The sequence below is a fragment of the Streptomyces sp. TRM64462 genome, from assembly GCF_013362995.1.
In the GTDB taxonomy this organism is placed as follows: Bacteria; Actinomycetota; Actinomycetes; order Streptomycetales; family Streptomycetaceae; genus Streptomyces.
Map to the genome: position 1 here is coordinate 1 of NZ_JABWDV010000299.1, position 14404 is coordinate 14404.

The 14404-nt window shown below is 70.0% G+C and carries 20 protein-coding genes and 1 pseudogene; 5 read left to right on the forward strand and 16 right to left on the reverse strand.

Annotated elements, in window-relative coordinates; translation table 11 throughout:
* Nucleotides 1-4: 4 nt before the first annotated feature.
* Nucleotides 5-862: an alpha/beta fold hydrolase gene (locus HTZ82_RS14110; RefSeq protein ID WP_175409711.1), complete on the reverse strand. Its 858-nt coding sequence runs from the start codon at nt 860-862 to the stop codon at nt 5-7.
* A gap of 474 nt (nt 863-1336) precedes the next feature.
* A complete protein-coding gene (locus HTZ82_RS14115) occupies nt 1337-2029 on the reverse strand; it encodes a metal-dependent transcriptional regulator (protein WP_175409712.1) in 693 nt (230 codons plus the stop codon).
* Nucleotides 2030-2199: 170 nt separating this feature from the next.
* On the opposite strand from HTZ82_RS14115, the gene HTZ82_RS14120 reads away from it, so the two are divergent.
* Both HTZ82_RS14120 and HTZ82_RS14125 read left to right on the forward strand, forming a co-directional pair.
* Complete coding sequence (locus HTZ82_RS14120; protein ID WP_175409713.1) at nt 2200-2955, forward strand: SIS domain-containing protein; 756 nt, start codon at nt 2200-2202, stop codon at nt 2953-2955.
* A gap of 55 nt (nt 2956-3010) precedes the next feature.
* Entirely contained in the window at nt 3011-3547 is a 537-nt protein-coding gene (locus HTZ82_RS14125) for a hypothetical protein (protein ID WP_175409714.1), read from the forward strand.
* On the opposite strand, the gene HTZ82_RS14130 is transcribed toward HTZ82_RS14125, so the two are convergent.
* The 14 genes from HTZ82_RS14130 to HTZ82_RS14195 all read right to left on the reverse strand — a co-directional run bounded on the left by HTZ82_RS14130 (nt 3548) and on the right by HTZ82_RS14195 (nt 12380).
* Entirely contained in the window at nt 3548-4429 is an 882-nt protein-coding gene (locus HTZ82_RS14130; protein ID WP_175409715.1) for an AraC family transcriptional regulator, read from the reverse strand.
* Between the two features lie 141 nt (nt 4430-4570).
* Nucleotides 4571-4984: a hypothetical protein gene (locus HTZ82_RS14135; RefSeq protein WP_175409716.1), complete on the reverse strand. Its 414-nt coding sequence runs from the start codon at nt 4982-4984 to the stop codon at nt 4571-4573.
* A gap of 230 nt (nt 4985-5214) precedes the next feature.
* Nucleotides 5215-5625: a hypothetical protein gene (locus tag HTZ82_RS14140; protein WP_175409717.1), complete on the reverse strand. Its 411-nt coding sequence runs from the start codon at nt 5623-5625 to the stop codon at nt 5215-5217.
* A 328-nt stretch (nt 5626-5953) separates the two neighbouring features.
* Nucleotides 5954-6640 (reverse strand): pentapeptide repeat-containing protein, encoded by a 687-nt coding sequence (locus HTZ82_RS14145; protein WP_175409718.1) that lies wholly within the window; start codon nt 6638-6640, stop codon nt 5954-5956.
* A gap of 121 nt (nt 6641-6761) precedes the next feature.
* Entirely contained in the window at nt 6762-7208 is a 447-nt protein-coding gene (locus HTZ82_RS14150) for an NUDIX hydrolase (RefSeq protein WP_175409719.1), read from the reverse strand.
* An 18-nt stretch (nt 7209-7226) separates the two neighbouring features.
* Nucleotides 7227-8021, reverse strand: a complete 795-nt coding sequence (locus HTZ82_RS14155) for an STM4013/SEN3800 family hydrolase (RefSeq protein ID WP_175409720.1) — start codon at nt 8019-8021, stop codon at nt 7227-7229.
* Nucleotides 8018-8527 carry a hypothetical protein gene (locus tag HTZ82_RS14160; protein ID WP_175409721.1) on the reverse strand — a complete coding sequence of 170 codons (510 nt, stop codon included), beginning with the start codon at nt 8525-8527 and terminating at the stop codon, nt 8018-8020. The genes HTZ82_RS14155 and HTZ82_RS14160 overlap by 4 nt, the downstream gene beginning before the upstream one ends.
* Nucleotides 8520-9155 (reverse strand): thymidylate kinase, encoded by a 636-nt coding sequence (locus HTZ82_RS14165; RefSeq protein ID WP_309235468.1) that lies wholly within the window; start codon nt 9153-9155, stop codon nt 8520-8522. The genes HTZ82_RS14160 and HTZ82_RS14165 overlap by 8 nt, the downstream gene beginning before the upstream one ends.
* The gene (locus tag HTZ82_RS14170) at nt 9152-10168 is read right to left on the reverse strand and encodes a radical SAM protein (RefSeq protein ID WP_175409722.1); all 1017 of its coding nucleotides are present in this window, start codon (nt 10166-10168) and stop codon (nt 9152-9154) included. The genes HTZ82_RS14165 and HTZ82_RS14170 overlap by 4 nt, the downstream gene beginning before the upstream one ends.
* A 138-nt stretch (nt 10169-10306) precedes the next feature.
* Complete coding sequence (locus HTZ82_RS14175) at nt 10307-10471, reverse strand: hypothetical protein (RefSeq protein WP_175409723.1); 165 nt, start codon at nt 10469-10471, stop codon at nt 10307-10309.
* Nucleotides 10468-10734, reverse strand: coding sequence for a hypothetical protein (locus HTZ82_RS14180; RefSeq protein WP_175409724.1), 267 nt, complete (start codon nt 10732-10734; stop codon nt 10468-10470). Before HTZ82_RS14180 ends, HTZ82_RS14175 begins: the two co-directional genes overlap by 4 nt.
* On the reverse strand, nt 10731-10946 hold the full coding sequence (locus HTZ82_RS14185; protein WP_175409710.1) for a hypothetical protein: 216 nt from the start codon (nt 10944-10946) through the stop codon (nt 10731-10733). Before HTZ82_RS14185 ends, HTZ82_RS14180 begins: the two co-directional genes overlap by 4 nt.
* Nucleotides 10943-11098, reverse strand: coding sequence for a hypothetical protein (locus HTZ82_RS14190; protein ID WP_175409725.1), 156 nt, complete (start codon nt 11096-11098; stop codon nt 10943-10945). The genes HTZ82_RS14185 and HTZ82_RS14190 overlap by 4 nt, the downstream gene beginning before the upstream one ends.
* Nucleotides 11099-11198: 100 nt before the next feature.
* Nucleotides 11199-12380: a helix-turn-helix domain-containing protein gene (locus HTZ82_RS14195; RefSeq protein ID WP_175409726.1), complete on the reverse strand. Its 1182-nt coding sequence runs from the start codon at nt 12378-12380 to the stop codon at nt 11199-11201.
* A 119-nt stretch (nt 12381-12499) separates the two neighbouring features.
* Here HTZ82_RS14195 and HTZ82_RS14200 point away from each other — a divergent pair, with 119 nt between their 5' ends.
* The 3 genes and pseudogenes from HTZ82_RS14200 to HTZ82_RS14210 form a co-directional block, all read left to right on the forward strand.
* Nucleotides 12500-13054, forward strand: a complete 555-nt coding sequence (locus HTZ82_RS14200) for a flavoprotein (protein WP_175409727.1) — start codon at nt 12500-12502, stop codon at nt 13052-13054.
* 215 nt (nt 13055-13269) lie between these two features.
* On the forward strand, nt 13270-13803 hold the full coding sequence (locus tag HTZ82_RS14205; protein WP_254711849.1) for a GNAT family N-acetyltransferase: 534 nt from the start codon (nt 13270-13272) through the stop codon (nt 13801-13803).
* 290 nt (nt 13804-14093) lie between these two features.
* Nucleotides 14094-14404 (forward strand): annotated as a pseudogene (locus tag HTZ82_RS14210) (helix-turn-helix domain-containing protein); the annotation flags it as partial.

Sequence of the window (14404 nt, forward strand, 5' to 3'; positions counted from 1 at the left end):
GGGGTCAGGAGTTCTCCTCCAGGAAGGGCTGCAGGGCCGTGCGCCAGGATTCGGGTTGGTCGTAGTGGAGGTAGTGCCCCGCGTCGGGGACCTCGGCGTAGCGGCCGTGCGGGAGGACGCGGACCATCTCCTGGGCCTCGGCGCGGCCGAGTTCACCGTCGAGGCCGCGGACGACCAGGGTGGGGCAGGCCACTTGGGCCAGGGAGTCCCAGTGCGCGTCGTGCACCCATGTCTCGCGGGCCGCGAGCATCTGGTCCGGCGAGAACACGGGCCGCCAGCCGTCCGGCGACTCCGCCATGACCTCCGCGAAGAACGCGCCCCGCGCCGGGTTGGGCCGCTCCACCCGGGGATCGTCCTCGCCGAACCACTTACGGACGTCGGCGAGCGTCGCGAACGGCACCGGCCAGGTGCGGAACCAGTTCTCCCACTCGCGCTGCGACGCCGCGCCGAGCGCGGAGGCGCGCATGTCGCTGATGACCAGGGCGCGGACCAGGTCCGGCCGCTCCGCCGCGAGCTGCCACGCCGTCAGGGCCCCCATGGAGTGGCCGATCAGCGTGACCGGCGCCAGGTCGAGCTGCTCTATCGCGGCGGCGGCGTCCGCGACGTACGCCTCACGCGTGAACGGGCCTTCGGCGGGCTTGTCGCTGTGGCCGTGGCCCCGCTGGTCGAGGGCGACCGCGCGATACCGCTCGGCGAGCCAGCGAGCCGTGGTCGCCCAGTGGCCGGCGCGGCCCATGAGGCCGTGGAGGAGTAAGACGCCGGGCGCCGTGCCGTCGTCCTCCGGTCCCTTGGGCGGATCGGCGAACTCCCAGGCCGCGAGGCGTATGCCATCGGCTCCGGTCAGATCGATACGTCGCACCATGTGTCCTGGCACCCCCTTCTGTCACGTCGGACAAACCCCCGCTCAGAGTATCGAACTTATATTCGAACAAGCGGGTTCGGGCCGTAACACCGCTCGTTCGAGTGACCCCGCTCAAGGATTGGAGGGCGCTGCCGAGGGGAGATCTCCAGCGGGAGGCGGACCACTCGGGGAAAGAGGTCCGACGGGATTGACCCTGGGAGCTCGGGGCTCCGGGTCAGCACAGGGGAGGCCGGGTCCCGGTGCCGTACGGCACCGGGACCTTCCTCATGTGCGGGCGCGGACAGCGGACCCATCGCGCTGCTCCCTCCCCTGGCCCCGCACCCGGGGCCCTGGCTCGCGCACAGTCAGGTCATGCCTGCACCAAGCCTGGCACGCGCCGCGTCCGGGCGCTGCCGTTCCGCCCGAAGTCGCGGCGGCCCGCCCGCGGCCGCCCGCCCACGGCGGTTACGGCGCGCGGCGGTTACGGCGCGGCGCTCAGCGCTTCGCGACGAAGACGTGCGACGCCACGTCGGCGTCCAGCTCGGCGGCCTCGCCGCTGCTGCCCACCAGGACACCGCCCGGCGACTCCGTCACGCTCACCACGGAGCCCGGCTGGACGCCCGCGCGACGCAGCGTGTACATCAACTGGGCGTCCGTCTGGATGGGCTCGCCGATACGGCGTACCACCACGGTCTTGCCCTCCGCGCCCGCGTCCAGCTCGGCCAGGGACACCATGTTCTCGTCCAGGAACGGGTCGGCCTCGGCCTTCTCGCCCAGCTCCTCCAGCCCCGGGATCGGATTGCCGTACGGCGACTCCGTCGGGTGGCGCAGCAGCTCGAGAACGCGGCGCTCGACAGCCTCGCTCATCACGTGCTCCCAGCGACACGCCTCGGCGTGCACCTGCTCCCATTCCAGCCCGATCACGTCGACGAGCAGGCACTCGGCGAGCCGGTGCTTCCGCATCACCCGGGTCGCCAGACGGCGGCCCTCCTCCGTCAGCTCCAGATGGCGGTCCCCGGCGACGGTCACCAGACCGTCGCGCTCCATGCGGGCGACCGTCTGGCTCACGGTCGGACCGCTCTGGTCGAGCCGTTCCGCGATACGGGCGCGCATGGGCACCACACCTTCCTCTTCGAGTTCGAGGATGGTGCGGAGATACATCTCCGTGGTGTCGATCAGTCCGGACATACGTGCCCCTCGATGCGTGACATTCAACCTGGCGCGGCCCTGTCTCAATTGTTGCGCATCCCGCTGACAAGCGGGTCGCCCCGGGGGGAACGGCGCTACGGACGGTATTGACACAGCAATGGTCCAGACCGCACGGTGATCCGCGACACAGAGGAGAGGGAGCCACCGCGATGGCTGACAGCAACCTGGCCGGACAGTTCTTCGACGCCGCGATCGGCCTGCTGGGGCGGGTGCGGGACGAGGAGGCGGAGCACATCGCGGCCGCCGGCGCCGCCGTCGCCGAGACCGTCGCCGACGGCGGGCGGCTCTTCGCGTTCGGCGCGGGCCACTCGTCGCTGCCCGCGCAGGACGTCGTCTACCGGGCGGGCGGGCTCGCCCTGATGAACCTGCTGGCCGTGCCGGGCGTCGTCGGCGTCGACGTCATGCCGGCGCCGCTCGGCTCCGCGCTGGAGCGCGTGGACGGGCTCGCGGGCGCGGTCCTCGACTCGTCCCCGGCGCGGGCCGGGGACCTGCTGTTCGTGATCTCGCTCTCCGGGCGCAACGCGCTGCCCGTCGAGATGGCCATGAACGCCCGCGCCCTCGGCCTCACCGTGATCGGCGTGACCTCGGTGGCGTACGCGAAGGAGACGAGGTCCCGGCACTCCTCGGGCACCTTCCTGAAGGACCACTGCGACATCGTCCTCGACTCCAAGATCACCATCGGGGACGCGGAGCTGACGCACGAGGGCATCGAGGCGCCGTTCGCGCCCGCGTCGACGGTCGTCACGAGCGCCCTGATGCAGGCCACCATGGCGGCCGCCGCCGAGGAACTGGTCCGGCGCGGCATCGAGCCGCCGCTGCTGCGCTCCGGCAACGTCGACGGCGGGCACGAGTGGAACGGGCGCGTGATGGAGCAGTACGCGGACCGGATCTTCTACCGCAGGTAGGCCCTGCTCCCGGAAGTCGCCCTTCCGCACCAGGGCCTCACCTAGGGTCGTTGGCATGTTCAGAGCGGGGGTCGGCTTCTATGCGCTGTTCGGGTTCGGCTGGTGGCTGCTCGGCGCCAGCGCGACCAGCGGCGGAGCACGTATCGCGGTCATGATCGTCGGAGGCGCGGTCGCGGTGGGCCTGATGGTCGCGGCGCGACGGCTGCTGCCCGCGTCGGCCGGCGGGCCGCCACCGCCGGACCGGCGGCGGAGGTTCTTCCAGATCAACGCCGCCCAGTGGGTGCTGATCGCCGGTGTGGCGGTGGCGTGCGGCACGCTCGGCGTGCCCGAGCTGGTGGCGCCGCTGATCGCCCTCGTCGTCGGGCTGCACTTCCTGCCGCTCGCCGCCGTCTTCGCGCAGCCCGCGCTCCGCGTGCCGGCGGCGCTCATGTCCACCGTGGGCGTGGCGGGTGCGGCCGTGGCACTGGGCGGCGGGTCCGGCGAGAGCGTACGGCTCATGGTGGGCGGACTGTCCGCACTGTCCCTGTGGGGCACGGCCGTCCGGACGGTGGCCGCGGCGGCCGCGGCGGGCGCCGTCAGCAGCGGACCGTGATTATTGGTCGGCGGCGGCCTCCACCGGGATCCACAGCTCGGCGTCCGCGCGCGCCCCGTCGGGCGACACCCGGGCGCGGAGCATCTCGGGGCCCGGCCGGCTGCGGTACGGGTTGGACGGGAACCACTGCGTGAAGACGTCCCGCCACAGGTGCTGGACGGCCGCCGGGAAGGGCCCTTCGCTCTCGAACACGGCCCAGGTCCCGGCTGGCACGGGCAGGACGTCGAGCCCGCCCGGGGCGTCCTCCCTGGTCACGACCCCGTAGTAGAAGTCGAGTTCGGTCCCTTCGGCGCGGGAGGCGTCCAGGCCGACGCTGATGTGGAGGAGCCCGTGCGGCGCCTGGTCGGACAGCTCCTCCATGACCTGCCGGGTGTCAGGGCCGGTGCTCCGTACGAACTCGACGATGGCCGGGTTCATCCCCTCGTGGACGAGCGGCACCCGGGCCTTCCGCCCCACCACCCGGAACTCCGCCTTCTCCACGACGCGGTATCGCATGCTGCTGCTCCCTTCGACGACGAGGCGGAAGGACATGCGCGGCTGCGCGTTGAGCGCCGCACCGTGCCGGCGGGCCTCCCCCGGGCCGACCCCGTGCACGGCGCGGAACGCCCGTGCGAACGCCTCGGCGGAGCCGTAGCCGTGCCGTACGGCGATGTCGAGCAGCGTCCGCCGCCCGGCGAGCACCTCGGCCCCGGCGGCCGTGAGGCGCCGTCTCCGTACGTACTCGGAGAGCGGCATGCCCGCGAGCGCCGAGAACAGCCGCCGCAGGTGGTACTCCGACGTGGCCGCCGTCCGCGCGAGCGCGGCGACGTCGACGGGCTGATCGGGGTGCTCGTCCAGCTGCCGTTCGAGGTGGTCAATGGCCTGGTTGAGCCGCTCCAGCACTCCGGCCGTCCTTCCTTTCGCTTGCCTGTTCACGCTAGGGAAGGCCCGCCCTGCCGCACCCGACATCCTGTGCCCGTTCCGGTCGGCCGGGCGATCGCCCGGAGCCCTGGCTGGCCGGCGGGGTGGCCGGTCTCGAGAGGCTCAGAGGACCCGGGCGAAGATCCGGGCGCCGTTGTGGAAGGTGACCGTCATGCCCTTCTGGCTGCTCGGCTCAGGCCGGGTCGACCAGCGCTCGATGGCTGCGATCTCCGGGCACTCGGCGTGGGCCAAGACGGCGGCGAACCACGCCTCCGGCTCGTCGGTGGCCTGCGGCTCGGGCCCGGCCGGGACCAGGGCGCCGGTCACCGGCTCGTCCACGAAGCTCTCGTGCTTGGCGCCCTCGGGGAGCTGGCCGACGAACTGCCACCGCGTCTCGTCGGACGCCCCGGCCCGGGTGATGGCGACGCCGCACGGGTGCTTGGTGTCGGCCACCTCGGCGAGGGTCTGGACACGACTGGCGGTGGGGTCGTTCTTGACGACATCGATGACGAAGTCGGCGAACCTCTGGGGGCGCATTTCTGATCCTTTCCTCTCGTCGCGGCCCACCCAGCCTATGGACGTGGGGTGCGGTCCGGTCGCTGCCGGTCGGTGACGGAGCGGCCGAGGGTCGGCGCCCGTACCCGTACGGGATCCGGCGGACGTACGGCGCATGCGCCCGCACGTCGGGTGGTCGTACTCCGTCGGCCGCGCCCCGGAAGCCGAGTCCGGGACGCACTCCTGCGCCGCACCCTGGATCGACGCTGGCATCAGATCAGGTTCGGCAGGGTGTTACGGGTCCATCTGCCCAGCCAGAACGCGGCGCTGGAAGGGGTCGGCTGGTCCTCGGTGGAGCCGTCGTGCGGTATCAGTTCGGTCGGCGCGATGTAGCCCTCGCCGGGGTCGATGCGGATGCGGACACATCGCAGGGGCCGGCCGGCTGAGACGTAGGCACGTAGGTCGTCCGTGTGTGGATACCGGTGGGCGTAGTCGGGGTGGACCGTGCGGCAGATCTCTTGGGCGTTCGCAGTCGTGAGGATGATGAAGCGGCTGCCGGGGCCGAGGTTGAGGCACAGGCGTCGGCGGCCCGTGTGCTTGGCCGTGTACGGGAGCTTGTCCCAGTTGTCGAGGTGGAGTCCGATGCGGCGGCCGTCTCGGTAGTTGCCGGTCGTGGTGAGCATGCCGGGCTTGGCCAGGGCTTGGCCCAGGTAGACGGCTGACGGGTCACCCAGGGGAGCGGCCAGCTCGTCGAGCGGAGCGAGTTCGGGTCCGGTGGCTGGACGATCTCCACGAGGGCGCTGTCCGCTGTGTCCGCCGTCGCGGACACAGCGCGGGCCGCCGCCTCGGTGAGTGGCCGCCAGACCCCGGCGGGGATCACCGCTCCGGCTTCGTACTCCGGCTGCTCATGTCGTGCCGTGGACACGGCGGCGACCTCGCAGCGGTCCCGCAGTGCCTCCAGGTCGTCGTAGAGAATGCTCAAAAGCCATGCCGTTCCCCCCTGAGCTGTGGCTACCCGTTGTCGTCGAGGTCGTCGCCGAAGGTCACGTCCAGCTCGGACAGCAGGGCGTGGGCGATGTCGGCCTGCTGTGCGCGGTCGATGACCTTCGACAGGGATGCCACACCGAATACGGCCGAGAGATCATTGCCGCGGAGGTCTGCGCCTTGGTAGCGGCCCTTGCCGAATTCGGTCCGCCGGAGGACGCAGTCGTCGAAGACGGCGCCGTTCAGGTCGCAGCCGAGGAACGAGACTTCGGCCAGGGAGCACTTCGAGAAGACGACGGGGCCGACGGCGCGGGTCTTGTCGAACGTGCTGTAGTCGAGCTTGCAGTTGTCGAACAGGACATCTTCGAGGGTCAGGCCGGCGAGCGTGGCACCCATGATCTTGCAGTTGCGGAACACCACGCGGGAGAGCTTGCTGTCGCTCCACCTGGCGTTTCCGAGGTCGGCGGTGTCGAACTCGACCGAGTTGACGCGTACCTCGCTGAGCCGGACCTGGGCGGCGCGCAGGTTGGTGACGCGGCCGGTGAGGAGCTGTGCGTCGGCCAGATCCAGCGCGCGGAGGTCAGCGTCGGCGTACTGGAAGTCCTGGACGATGCCGCGTCCGGTGTCCAGCGACTCGACGTTCGACAGGTAGAGGCCGGGTTCGTCGAGGGCGGGGAGGGCAAGGGTGACGCGTCCGAAGGCGATGTTCTCCATAGTGCTTTCTCCGATCCGATACGGCGGGGTGGGGCGGACCGCGTGGCTGGGCGGGACGGCCGCCCAGCCACGACACGGAGGCCCGGCCGCTGCCGGTCGGAGTCGAGGGTGGAGCGCTGGGCTATGCCGCTGTGACGAGTCGATGAGCCAGGAAGAGTGCCAGGGGCCCGCCCGGTAGCAGGAAGCGGCCTTCGGTGGCCGCCGTGACCGCGTCTGCCATGGGCCACCAGGCGAGCTTGAACCCGGCTTCGGAGGGGCTGAGTTCCTGTGGCCCGAGGGTCAGGTCCTCAGCCAGGTACAGGTGCACGCGGGCCTTGCTGTCGAGGGTGATGGCGTACTCCCCGAGCGGGCGCCACGAGCCCGCGGTGACGCCGGCCTCCTCGCGCAGTTCGCGGCCTGCGCACTGAAGTGCGTCTTCGCCGTCCTCGCGCCGGCCACCGGGGAGGAACAGGTACTGCCCTCCGTGCTGCGGGAAGTGTGCGCTGAGTACGGCTACGAGGTCGTTGGAGTCTCGTGCCACGATGACGGAGGCGTCGCGTGTGGGCCCACGGTCGTGTGCGTGTTCCATGGGCCCGGAGCGTAGTGGTCACGGCAGGAGCGCGGCGGCGAACGGCACGTTCATCACCGTGGGGTGCGCGATTCCGCGGCCGTGGTAGCCGTCCTCACCGAAGGCGTCCCCGTGGTCGGCGCAGAGGATGACGAGCCACCTGCCGCTACGGCCCAGGCCGTCGAGAAGGCGTCCGAGGTGTTCGTCGGCGTACGCGAGGGCGGCGCTCTGGGACTCCCAGGAGTCGGTGGAACTGCCTACGTAATGGCCGTGAGGCACATGAGTGGCCGACACGTTGACGAAGAGGAACAGAGGGCGGCCGTCGTACGAATCCGCGACTTCCAGGGCGCGGTCGACCTGGTGCCGTGCGGAGTCGATCTCGAATGAGCAGAACTCCCGGCGCCAGTGGTCTTCGTGGAACAGGCCGGGGAGGACCGAGCCGAGGGGCGTCTCTCGGGAGAAGTACGTGACGCCCCCGATGCACACCGTCCGGTAGCCGTGCTGGGCAAGGCCTTCGAGAAGGTTCGGGGCGTCGAACACGAACGTGCTGGGGTCTACGGCCTTGAAGGCAGGTGGTCGGCATTCCCACAGGCGTGGGAGCTGGATGGGCTGCGGAAGCTTGGGCAGGAAGCCGGAGAAGAACGCGATGTGCGCCGGGAGGGTGAAGGTGCCCGGTGTGCGTCGCTCTTCCCACTGGCCGGCGGGAAGGACTTTGGCGAGGCGCGGGGTCCGGCCGGCGTGGGTGGTGGCGCGGGCGACGTCGTAGCGCAAGGAGTCCAGCGTGACGAACAGGATGCTCGTCCCCGAGCGGATGACTTCGGCGGCGTTGATCACGCAGCGCCTCCCCGAGTGGTGACGAGGCTGCTGTGGTCGGTGACCTTGCCCTTGGCATCCGTATTCACGGGAATGGGGACGCGGTCGTGGCTGATCATGTCGCGGATGCGCGCCAGCCCGGTGTCCTCGTCCAGGGCTCGGCCGTCGGCGGCGTACAGGCGGATCGTGACGATCAGGTTGTTCTCCGTCGGTTTCGTGGCCAGATGGGCGCCGGGGATGCCGCCGAGGTGATCCATGGCGTCCAGGAGCTGCCTATCGGTGGCGGTGCCGAGGTCGGATACGTGGCACGCCCAGTGCTGGGCGTTGACGGCTCCCTGGAGGAAACGGTGGTGGAACTCTGCGGTGACCCGATGGTCGTCGTGGGCGACCGCCATACGCGTGGCCTTTGTGGCGACAACGAAGCAGGCGGCGACCCACCAGGCGACGCCTTGATGGAGGTCGGTGGGGAAGCGTCCCGAGACCTGGCGGTGTCGGATGACGCGTCCCGCGTCGATGGGGTTAAGCATCGGGCTCCTCCAGGATGTCGTCGATCAAGGTGGCGAGCTGTTCTGGAGTGCGGCCGTCCGTCTCCAAGACGATCGCGCTGGGATCGCGTGCGGCGACAGCATCGAAGTTGGCGAGGAGCGCCTTGAGGCGCCCGGGGACGGCGAAGAGGTCCGTGTCGTCCTTCTTCAGGTCTCTCTTGGTGCCCAGGCGTTCGCGCAGCGTTGTCTCCGAGGCGCGCAGGTAGAAGGTGCGGGCGGGTGCGACGAGGTACGGCTCGAAGGGGCCGAGAAGGCTGACCACCTGATCGAGGTCGATGCCGTGCACGGCGGCGTGGCACGCCATGACCGATGAGACGTACCGGTCGGCGATTACGTGACCGTGGTTGAGAGCGTCGCGGACGAGGTCGGACGCGTGCAGCAGGCCGGACAGGTAGAACCCGAGCTGCGGCAGGGGCCGCAGGGTGGTGTTCACCTGGGCGGACCAGGCGGTGAGTGGTTCGGGCAGCGTGTGAAGCGTCGTGGCGCCCAGTCGTTCTGCCAACAATCCCGTCAGCGTGGACTTTCCGATGCCGGATACGCCTTCGAGGACGTACAGGCGTCGATTCGGCGGGACGTCGCCGGGGGCGTACTTGCCGCGCAGCGGGTTCACAGCGTCCCCTCGGTGAACGCGGTCACGTGCGCGGCGAGGGCTCCGACGAGGCTCTGCGGGTCGGCGAGGAGTTCCCGGATGTCGAGGCGGAGGTCGTCACGGAGGAGGCAGGGCTGAATGCCGCCCGCGTGGTCCGCGCGAAGAGCCCAGAATCCCTCCACGCACTTCGCCCGCACGGGGCAGCTCCCGCACTGTCCGACGTGGTGCCGACCGAGTCCGCGCTCGATGACGTCGATCTCGACACCGTCGACGCGGAACACCCGGCGGCCTTGACCGACACCGGCAACTTCGACATGTTCCTCGGTCGTCAGGGTGCGCAGGTGGTCGATGAGTCCCTGAGCGGAGACGGCTGACGACTTGCGACCGTTGTTGAAGTCCGTATCCACCAGTTCGATGAATTGGACGGGCAGTCGCCGGTCCATCGCGAAGTCGAGGATGGGCAGGATCTCGTGCTGGTTCTCGCGTTGGAGCAGCGTGTTCAGCTCTACGCGTTCGAACACTTCGCGGGCCGCATCGATCCCGTCGAGCACGGCGTCGATGCCGATGCGGGTGTGCGCGATGGCGCGCAGCGACTCGTCCGACAAGTAGTGGAGCGACACCTTGACCTTGTCGAGCCCTGTCTCGGCGAGCCAGTCCTGATGCGTGCGTACGCGCGTTCCGTTGGTGATCAGCGTGTACGAGACGTCAGGGGCACGCACCGGGAGAGCCGTGAGGACGGGACGGGCGATCGGTGACGCGAGCGGTTCGCCTCCCGTGAAGTAGACGCGCTTGAGGCCGGCGCCGATGACCGCGCGCAGAAGGTCGGTGAAGTCCTCTGCCGTCAGCTCACGCTGTCGTGGCCTGGCGTCGCGGTGCAGGTGAGTGAACGGGGGCGGGACGTCGCCCTCGTTGTGGCAGAACCAGCATTTCAGGTTGCACTGGGGCGTGAGGGACACGCGGAACTGACCACGGAGGGCCACGAAGTTATGGAGGGCGGTGACGTCTAACGGCGTCCGGACGAGTGAAGATGACATGGTGCTCCTTACGCTGTTGGTGTCCTCTGGTCTGTGGAGCGGTGGACGAAGGGCGCCCGCAACAGTTGGCGGAAGGCATCCGACGCCGGTCCGCCTCACGGGTGCCTGCGTGAACCGGCACTTAGGCAGGGCTGCGAGCTACAGGACGCGCCGCACGAACGGCTCCTGCCGGGGACCGCAGGTGGGATGCCGGTACGCGTCCGGCCGGGCGCCGGACGCCGAGAAGCCCTCGATCACCTCGGCCTTCCCCTCGATCGGCTTGTCGCAGGTGATGCAGTACGGCTTGCCGCGCTCCGTCGTCACCGGACCAGCTCCTCGTACAGCGGGTTGCCCAGTGCTGTGGTGACGCGGAGGAACGCGGTCACGATCTCCCGGAACCCGCGGTGCCCGTGGTGGCGGGCGGCGTGCCGGATCGCCCATACGTCGCCCGCAAGTTGGTCGGTGGTGGGCTTTGACCGCTCGTGGCAGGTGGTGCACTCGACCTCGCGGATGGGCGGTGACGCGCCCCCGGCGCCGGCGGGGCCGATCGTCAACTCCGCCTGGCGGATGATGCTCCGTACACTCACGCCTGCCCCCGCGCGGTGCAGCCCGTGCAGGCGCGCGGGTACCAGGCGACGCGGCCGAGGATCGGGTCGTCGTTGTGCTGGGTGCCCAGCTCTACGGCGCCCCCGGGGGCCATCTGGCCACCGCAATGGACGCAGTGCAGCCCGTACCGCTGCATCTCGGTCAGCGTGTGCGGCTGCGGCAGCGCGGTCGTCTCGTGCTCCGCCGCGCTCACCGGCCGCTCTGCTCTGTGCGACGGCAGTGGGGGCAGATGCAGGGCGGGTTGACCGGACCGGGCGACTGCCGGTCCGTGTCCCGGAACTCGCGGCGCTCACGGATCGTCTCAGTGGTGCCGTCGGCGCGCACCGCGTACACCCTCATCGTCATCACGACATGCTCCCGGTCTCGTCTGCTCCTCCGTACTGGGCCAGCGTGACGCTCAGGGAACATGGGAACACTCACAGATTTGTGAGTGCTGTGAGTGCCACTACAGGCCGATCCAGGCGGCCATGTGGCTCAGCGTGGCCGGCGTTCGCCGCGCGGTGTGCAGGAGTCCGCTGATCGCGTCACGTGTGCCGGGGTGGTACCGAGTCTGCTCGGGTGCTGCGCGCCGCGCATCCACGAGGTGCTTGAGGGCGGCATCGGTGTGACCGGTCTCCATCTCCACCACCGCCCTGTCCACGAGGAAGCGGGCGCGGCGGGAGGTCAACACAGAGGGCGGCAGCTTCACCTGGCGCGCCTGCTTCAGGGCGGTATCGAACTGCCGCATCTGCACGGACGCGCCCATCTCGTGGAGATCGACGTTGAGCTGCCCGAACGACAGCCAGTGCACCTCCCGCGCCTCGCCCCCCAGACGACGGGCGAGGCCCCGAGCCTCGGCGATGTGATGACGTACGGCCGGCTGGTCGCCCCTACGGGCCGCGACGGCTGACGCCCCCAGGTGCAGCTGCCCGGCGACCGCCAGGGCCTCCCGCGACGTCCTGCCTTCCAACAGGTCGTGACCGGCCTGGATCAGGCGTCGACCGAGGTCAGCCTCTGCCGTCTTGTGGCCGAGGGCCCGTTTGTACTGGCGAATCGCTGCAAGACAGGGATCGGAGGCGCGTTCGGCCGCCCAACCCATCCGATCGAGCGCCACGATCGCGAGGTCTGGGTAGCCGACCTTCAGTGCGATGTCGTGCGCCGTGCGATAGCTGGAGGCCAGGGCCCGCCATGTGTTCGTGCTGGGTGCGGTCACGGCGGCAGTGGTGAGCTCGGCGATGACGCCCGGCAGATCGTGAGCGGCCTTCCGTAAGTGCGTGGCGCGTACCTCCTGGCACAGACGGTCAGCCTCACCGGTCAGCGCGGGAAGCGGCCGACACTCACGCTCTGGCTCCGGGGCCAGGTCGTAGAGGTCGAGCGCCTCACGGATCGGGCGCATCAGACCGTCGAGGCGTGCCTGCTGGAGTCCGGTCACGGTGGCTGGTCCTGTGAGCACGATGGGGTCGACGCCGAGGGCGGTCGCAACAGCCGAGATGAAGCCGTCGGAGGCGTGGCGGGCGCCGCACTCCACCTGATTCAAGAGGCTAAAGGAGTATGGAATCCGCTCGGCGAGCTGCTGCTGCGTGAGCCTGGCGAGTCTCCGTTGCTCCTTGATGCGGGTGCCTGGGTGGTCGTCGTCCAGGTTGGGCATACTGGTCTCCGTTCCTGACTCGTCATCTGGAACGGTACCCGCGTCCACCAGTCGCGGACCTCGAACCGCCCCTGAAGCCACCTGGTTTCAGGGGCAGCCGCATGTGGTCAGATGGGGTCATGACGAGGACCCTGTACCTGTTCTGCTCCGCAGCCCCGCCGGTGTTCGACGTCGCCCGTGTCATCGAGGACGCGCAGGCACGCGGCTGGGACGTGTGCCTCGGCCTCACGCCCACCGCCGCGCGGTGGCTGGAGCCCAATTTGGAGGGGCTGGCAGCGCTCTCTGGCCACCCCGTGCGCTACGAGTACAAGACGCCAGGGCAGCCGGACGTGTGGCCCCGCGCCGACGTCGTACTCCTGGCGCCTGCGACGTTCAACACGATCAACGAATGGGCCCTCGGACTCACGTCCAAGTTCGTCGTCGGTGTGGTCGCGGAGGGCATCGGCAAGGGCATCCCGCTCGTTGCCATGCCGTGCGTGAACGCGGCGTACGTTCAGCACCCGCAGTTCAACCGCTCCGTTGAGATCCTCCGGGACGCCGGCGTCACGGTGCTGTACGGGGAGGGCGGTTTCGTCCCCAACCAGCCGGGCCAGGGACGCCCGAAGGAGTACCCGTGGGCACTGTCTCTGGAAGCTGCCGATAATGCGTGGCGGGCGCAGACGGCACGGAGCTGACCCCCGGGCAACAGGCCTCCGGCTCCCAGGCCCACATGGCAGGCAGCGAAGTGCTCGTCGGCATGCTCGGCCGACTCCTGGCAGTCTGGGACGGCCTTCCCGCAGGCGGGTTCGGTTGCGCTGCCGACGTCGTCGCCTACGGCCGACGCAACGGCGCGCCGGTCCGGGGCCTTTGGCCCGAAGGCTCCAGTCGGTAGCACCCCATGGAGGGCACCATGGCAGAGCGTATGGACGGGCCGGCCGCCGCGCAGGCGGAGGACGCGTTCAAGGTGGTCTACGCGGAAGCGTTCGCCGAACCGCCGTACAAGGAGACGGCGGACGATGTGGCGGCGGCCTTCCGGCGCTTCCAATCCCAGACCCGCAAGGCAAGCTTCCGGGCCGCCCTGGCGCGGACCGCCGCCGGCGAGCCGGTCGGTATGGCGTACGGGTATCCCCTCGGCGCCGACACGGGCTGGTGGGACGAACTCGCCGAGCCCGTGCCTGATGGCATGCGCCGCGAGGACGGACGCCGCACCTTCGGGCTCATGGAGCTTGCCGTACGAGGACCCTGGCGCGGGCAGGGCATCGCCCGTCGGCTGCACGAGGCGCTGCTCGACGGCGTCGAGGCCGAGCGCGTGCTGCTCAACGTCCACCCTGAGAGCAAGGCCACCTCGGCCGCGTACCGTGCGTGGGGGTACCGCAAGGTCGGTGAGGCGCGCCCGGGGCAGGGCGCTGAGCTTTACGACGTCATGCTGCTCGCTCTGCGCTGAACCTCGGGCCAGGGCTCACCGGGGTGCGGTGGGCCGCGACCCGGTGGGCCGTGTCTCGGTGGGCCACGGGGCTACTACTTGAAAGGGATGAAGGAGAAGAAGAAACCTTCCCAGCCCTACCCGTCCCTCTTGTCACTCACATGGGTGGAATGACCAACTGGGCTGGATTTTAGGTCGGTTGGCTGGCATATGCTCGCCACGAAACAACGACCTCAGACGTACGACGGCCCCCGGCCGGGACTCACCATCCCGATCGAGGGCCTGACCACCTAGGAAGTAGCACCTTCCCGATGGATGCTTCGCAGCTTAGCGCGGCCGCAGCTGCCGCCGACCCCGTTCCCGGATCTTCACCCCGTTTCGGTGTTCTTCACGTCAACACCCGGCACACCAGCCGCTTCACCGTCGTCGGCAACCACCTCGCCCAGCACCGGCAGTTGAGCCTTCTCGCGATGGGGCTCGCCCTGCACATCCAGTCGCTGCCCGACGGGGCCCGGATCGGGATTCGCTTCCTCGCCGCCCGGTTCCCCGAGAGCGAGCAGCGGATCGCCGCCGCCCTGCGGGAGCTGGAAGCCGCCGGGTACCTGGAGCGGCGCCGCGAGCG

Coding starts and splice junctions, on each gene's coding strand:
- HTZ82_RS14145 (WP_175409718.1), bottom strand. CDS start 6,640: ATGGAGAACATCGCCTTCGGACGCGTCACCCTTGCCCTCCCCGCCCTC.
- HTZ82_RS14200 (WP_175409727.1), top strand. CDS start 12,500: ATGACGAGGACCCTGTACCTGTTCTGCTCCGCAGCCCCGCCGGTGTTC.
- HTZ82_RS14120 (WP_175409713.1), top strand. CDS start 2,200: ATGGCTGACAGCAACCTGGCCGGACAGTTCTTCGACGCCGCGATCGGC.
- HTZ82_RS14125 (WP_175409714.1), top strand. CDS start 3,011: ATGTTCAGAGCGGGGGTCGGCTTCTATGCGCTGTTCGGGTTCGGCTGG.
- HTZ82_RS14205 (WP_254711849.1), top strand. CDS start 13,270: ATGGCAGAGCGTATGGACGGGCCGGCCGCCGCGCAGGCGGAGGACGCG.
- HTZ82_RS14195 (WP_175409726.1), bottom strand. CDS start 12,380: ATGCCCAACCTGGACGACGACCACCCAGGCACCCGCATCAAGGAGCAA.
- HTZ82_RS14115 (WP_175409712.1), bottom strand. CDS start 2,029: ATGTCCGGACTGATCGACACCACGGAGATGTATCTCCGCACCATCCTC.
- HTZ82_RS14140 (WP_175409717.1), bottom strand. CDS start 5,625: ATGCTCACCACGACCGGCAACTACCGAGACGGCCGCCGCATCGGACTC.
- HTZ82_RS14170 (WP_175409722.1), bottom strand. CDS start 10,168: ATGTCATCTTCACTCGTCCGGACGCCGTTAGACGTCACCGCCCTCCAT.
- HTZ82_RS14135 (WP_175409716.1), bottom strand. CDS start 4,984: ATGCGCCCCCAGAGGTTCGCCGACTTCGTCATCGATGTCGTCAAGAAC.
- HTZ82_RS14190 (WP_175409725.1), bottom strand. CDS start 11,098: ATGACGATGAGGGTGTACGCGGTGCGCGCCGACGGCACCACTGAGACG.
- HTZ82_RS14160 (WP_175409721.1), bottom strand. CDS start 8,527: ATGCTTAACCCCATCGACGCGGGACGCGTCATCCGACACCGCCAGGTC.
- HTZ82_RS14150 (WP_175409719.1), bottom strand. CDS start 7,208: ATGGAACACGCACACGACCGTGGGCCCACACGCGACGCCTCCGTCATC.
- HTZ82_RS14110 (WP_175409711.1), bottom strand. CDS start 862: ATGGTGCGACGTATCGATCTGACCGGAGCCGATGGCATACGCCTCGCG.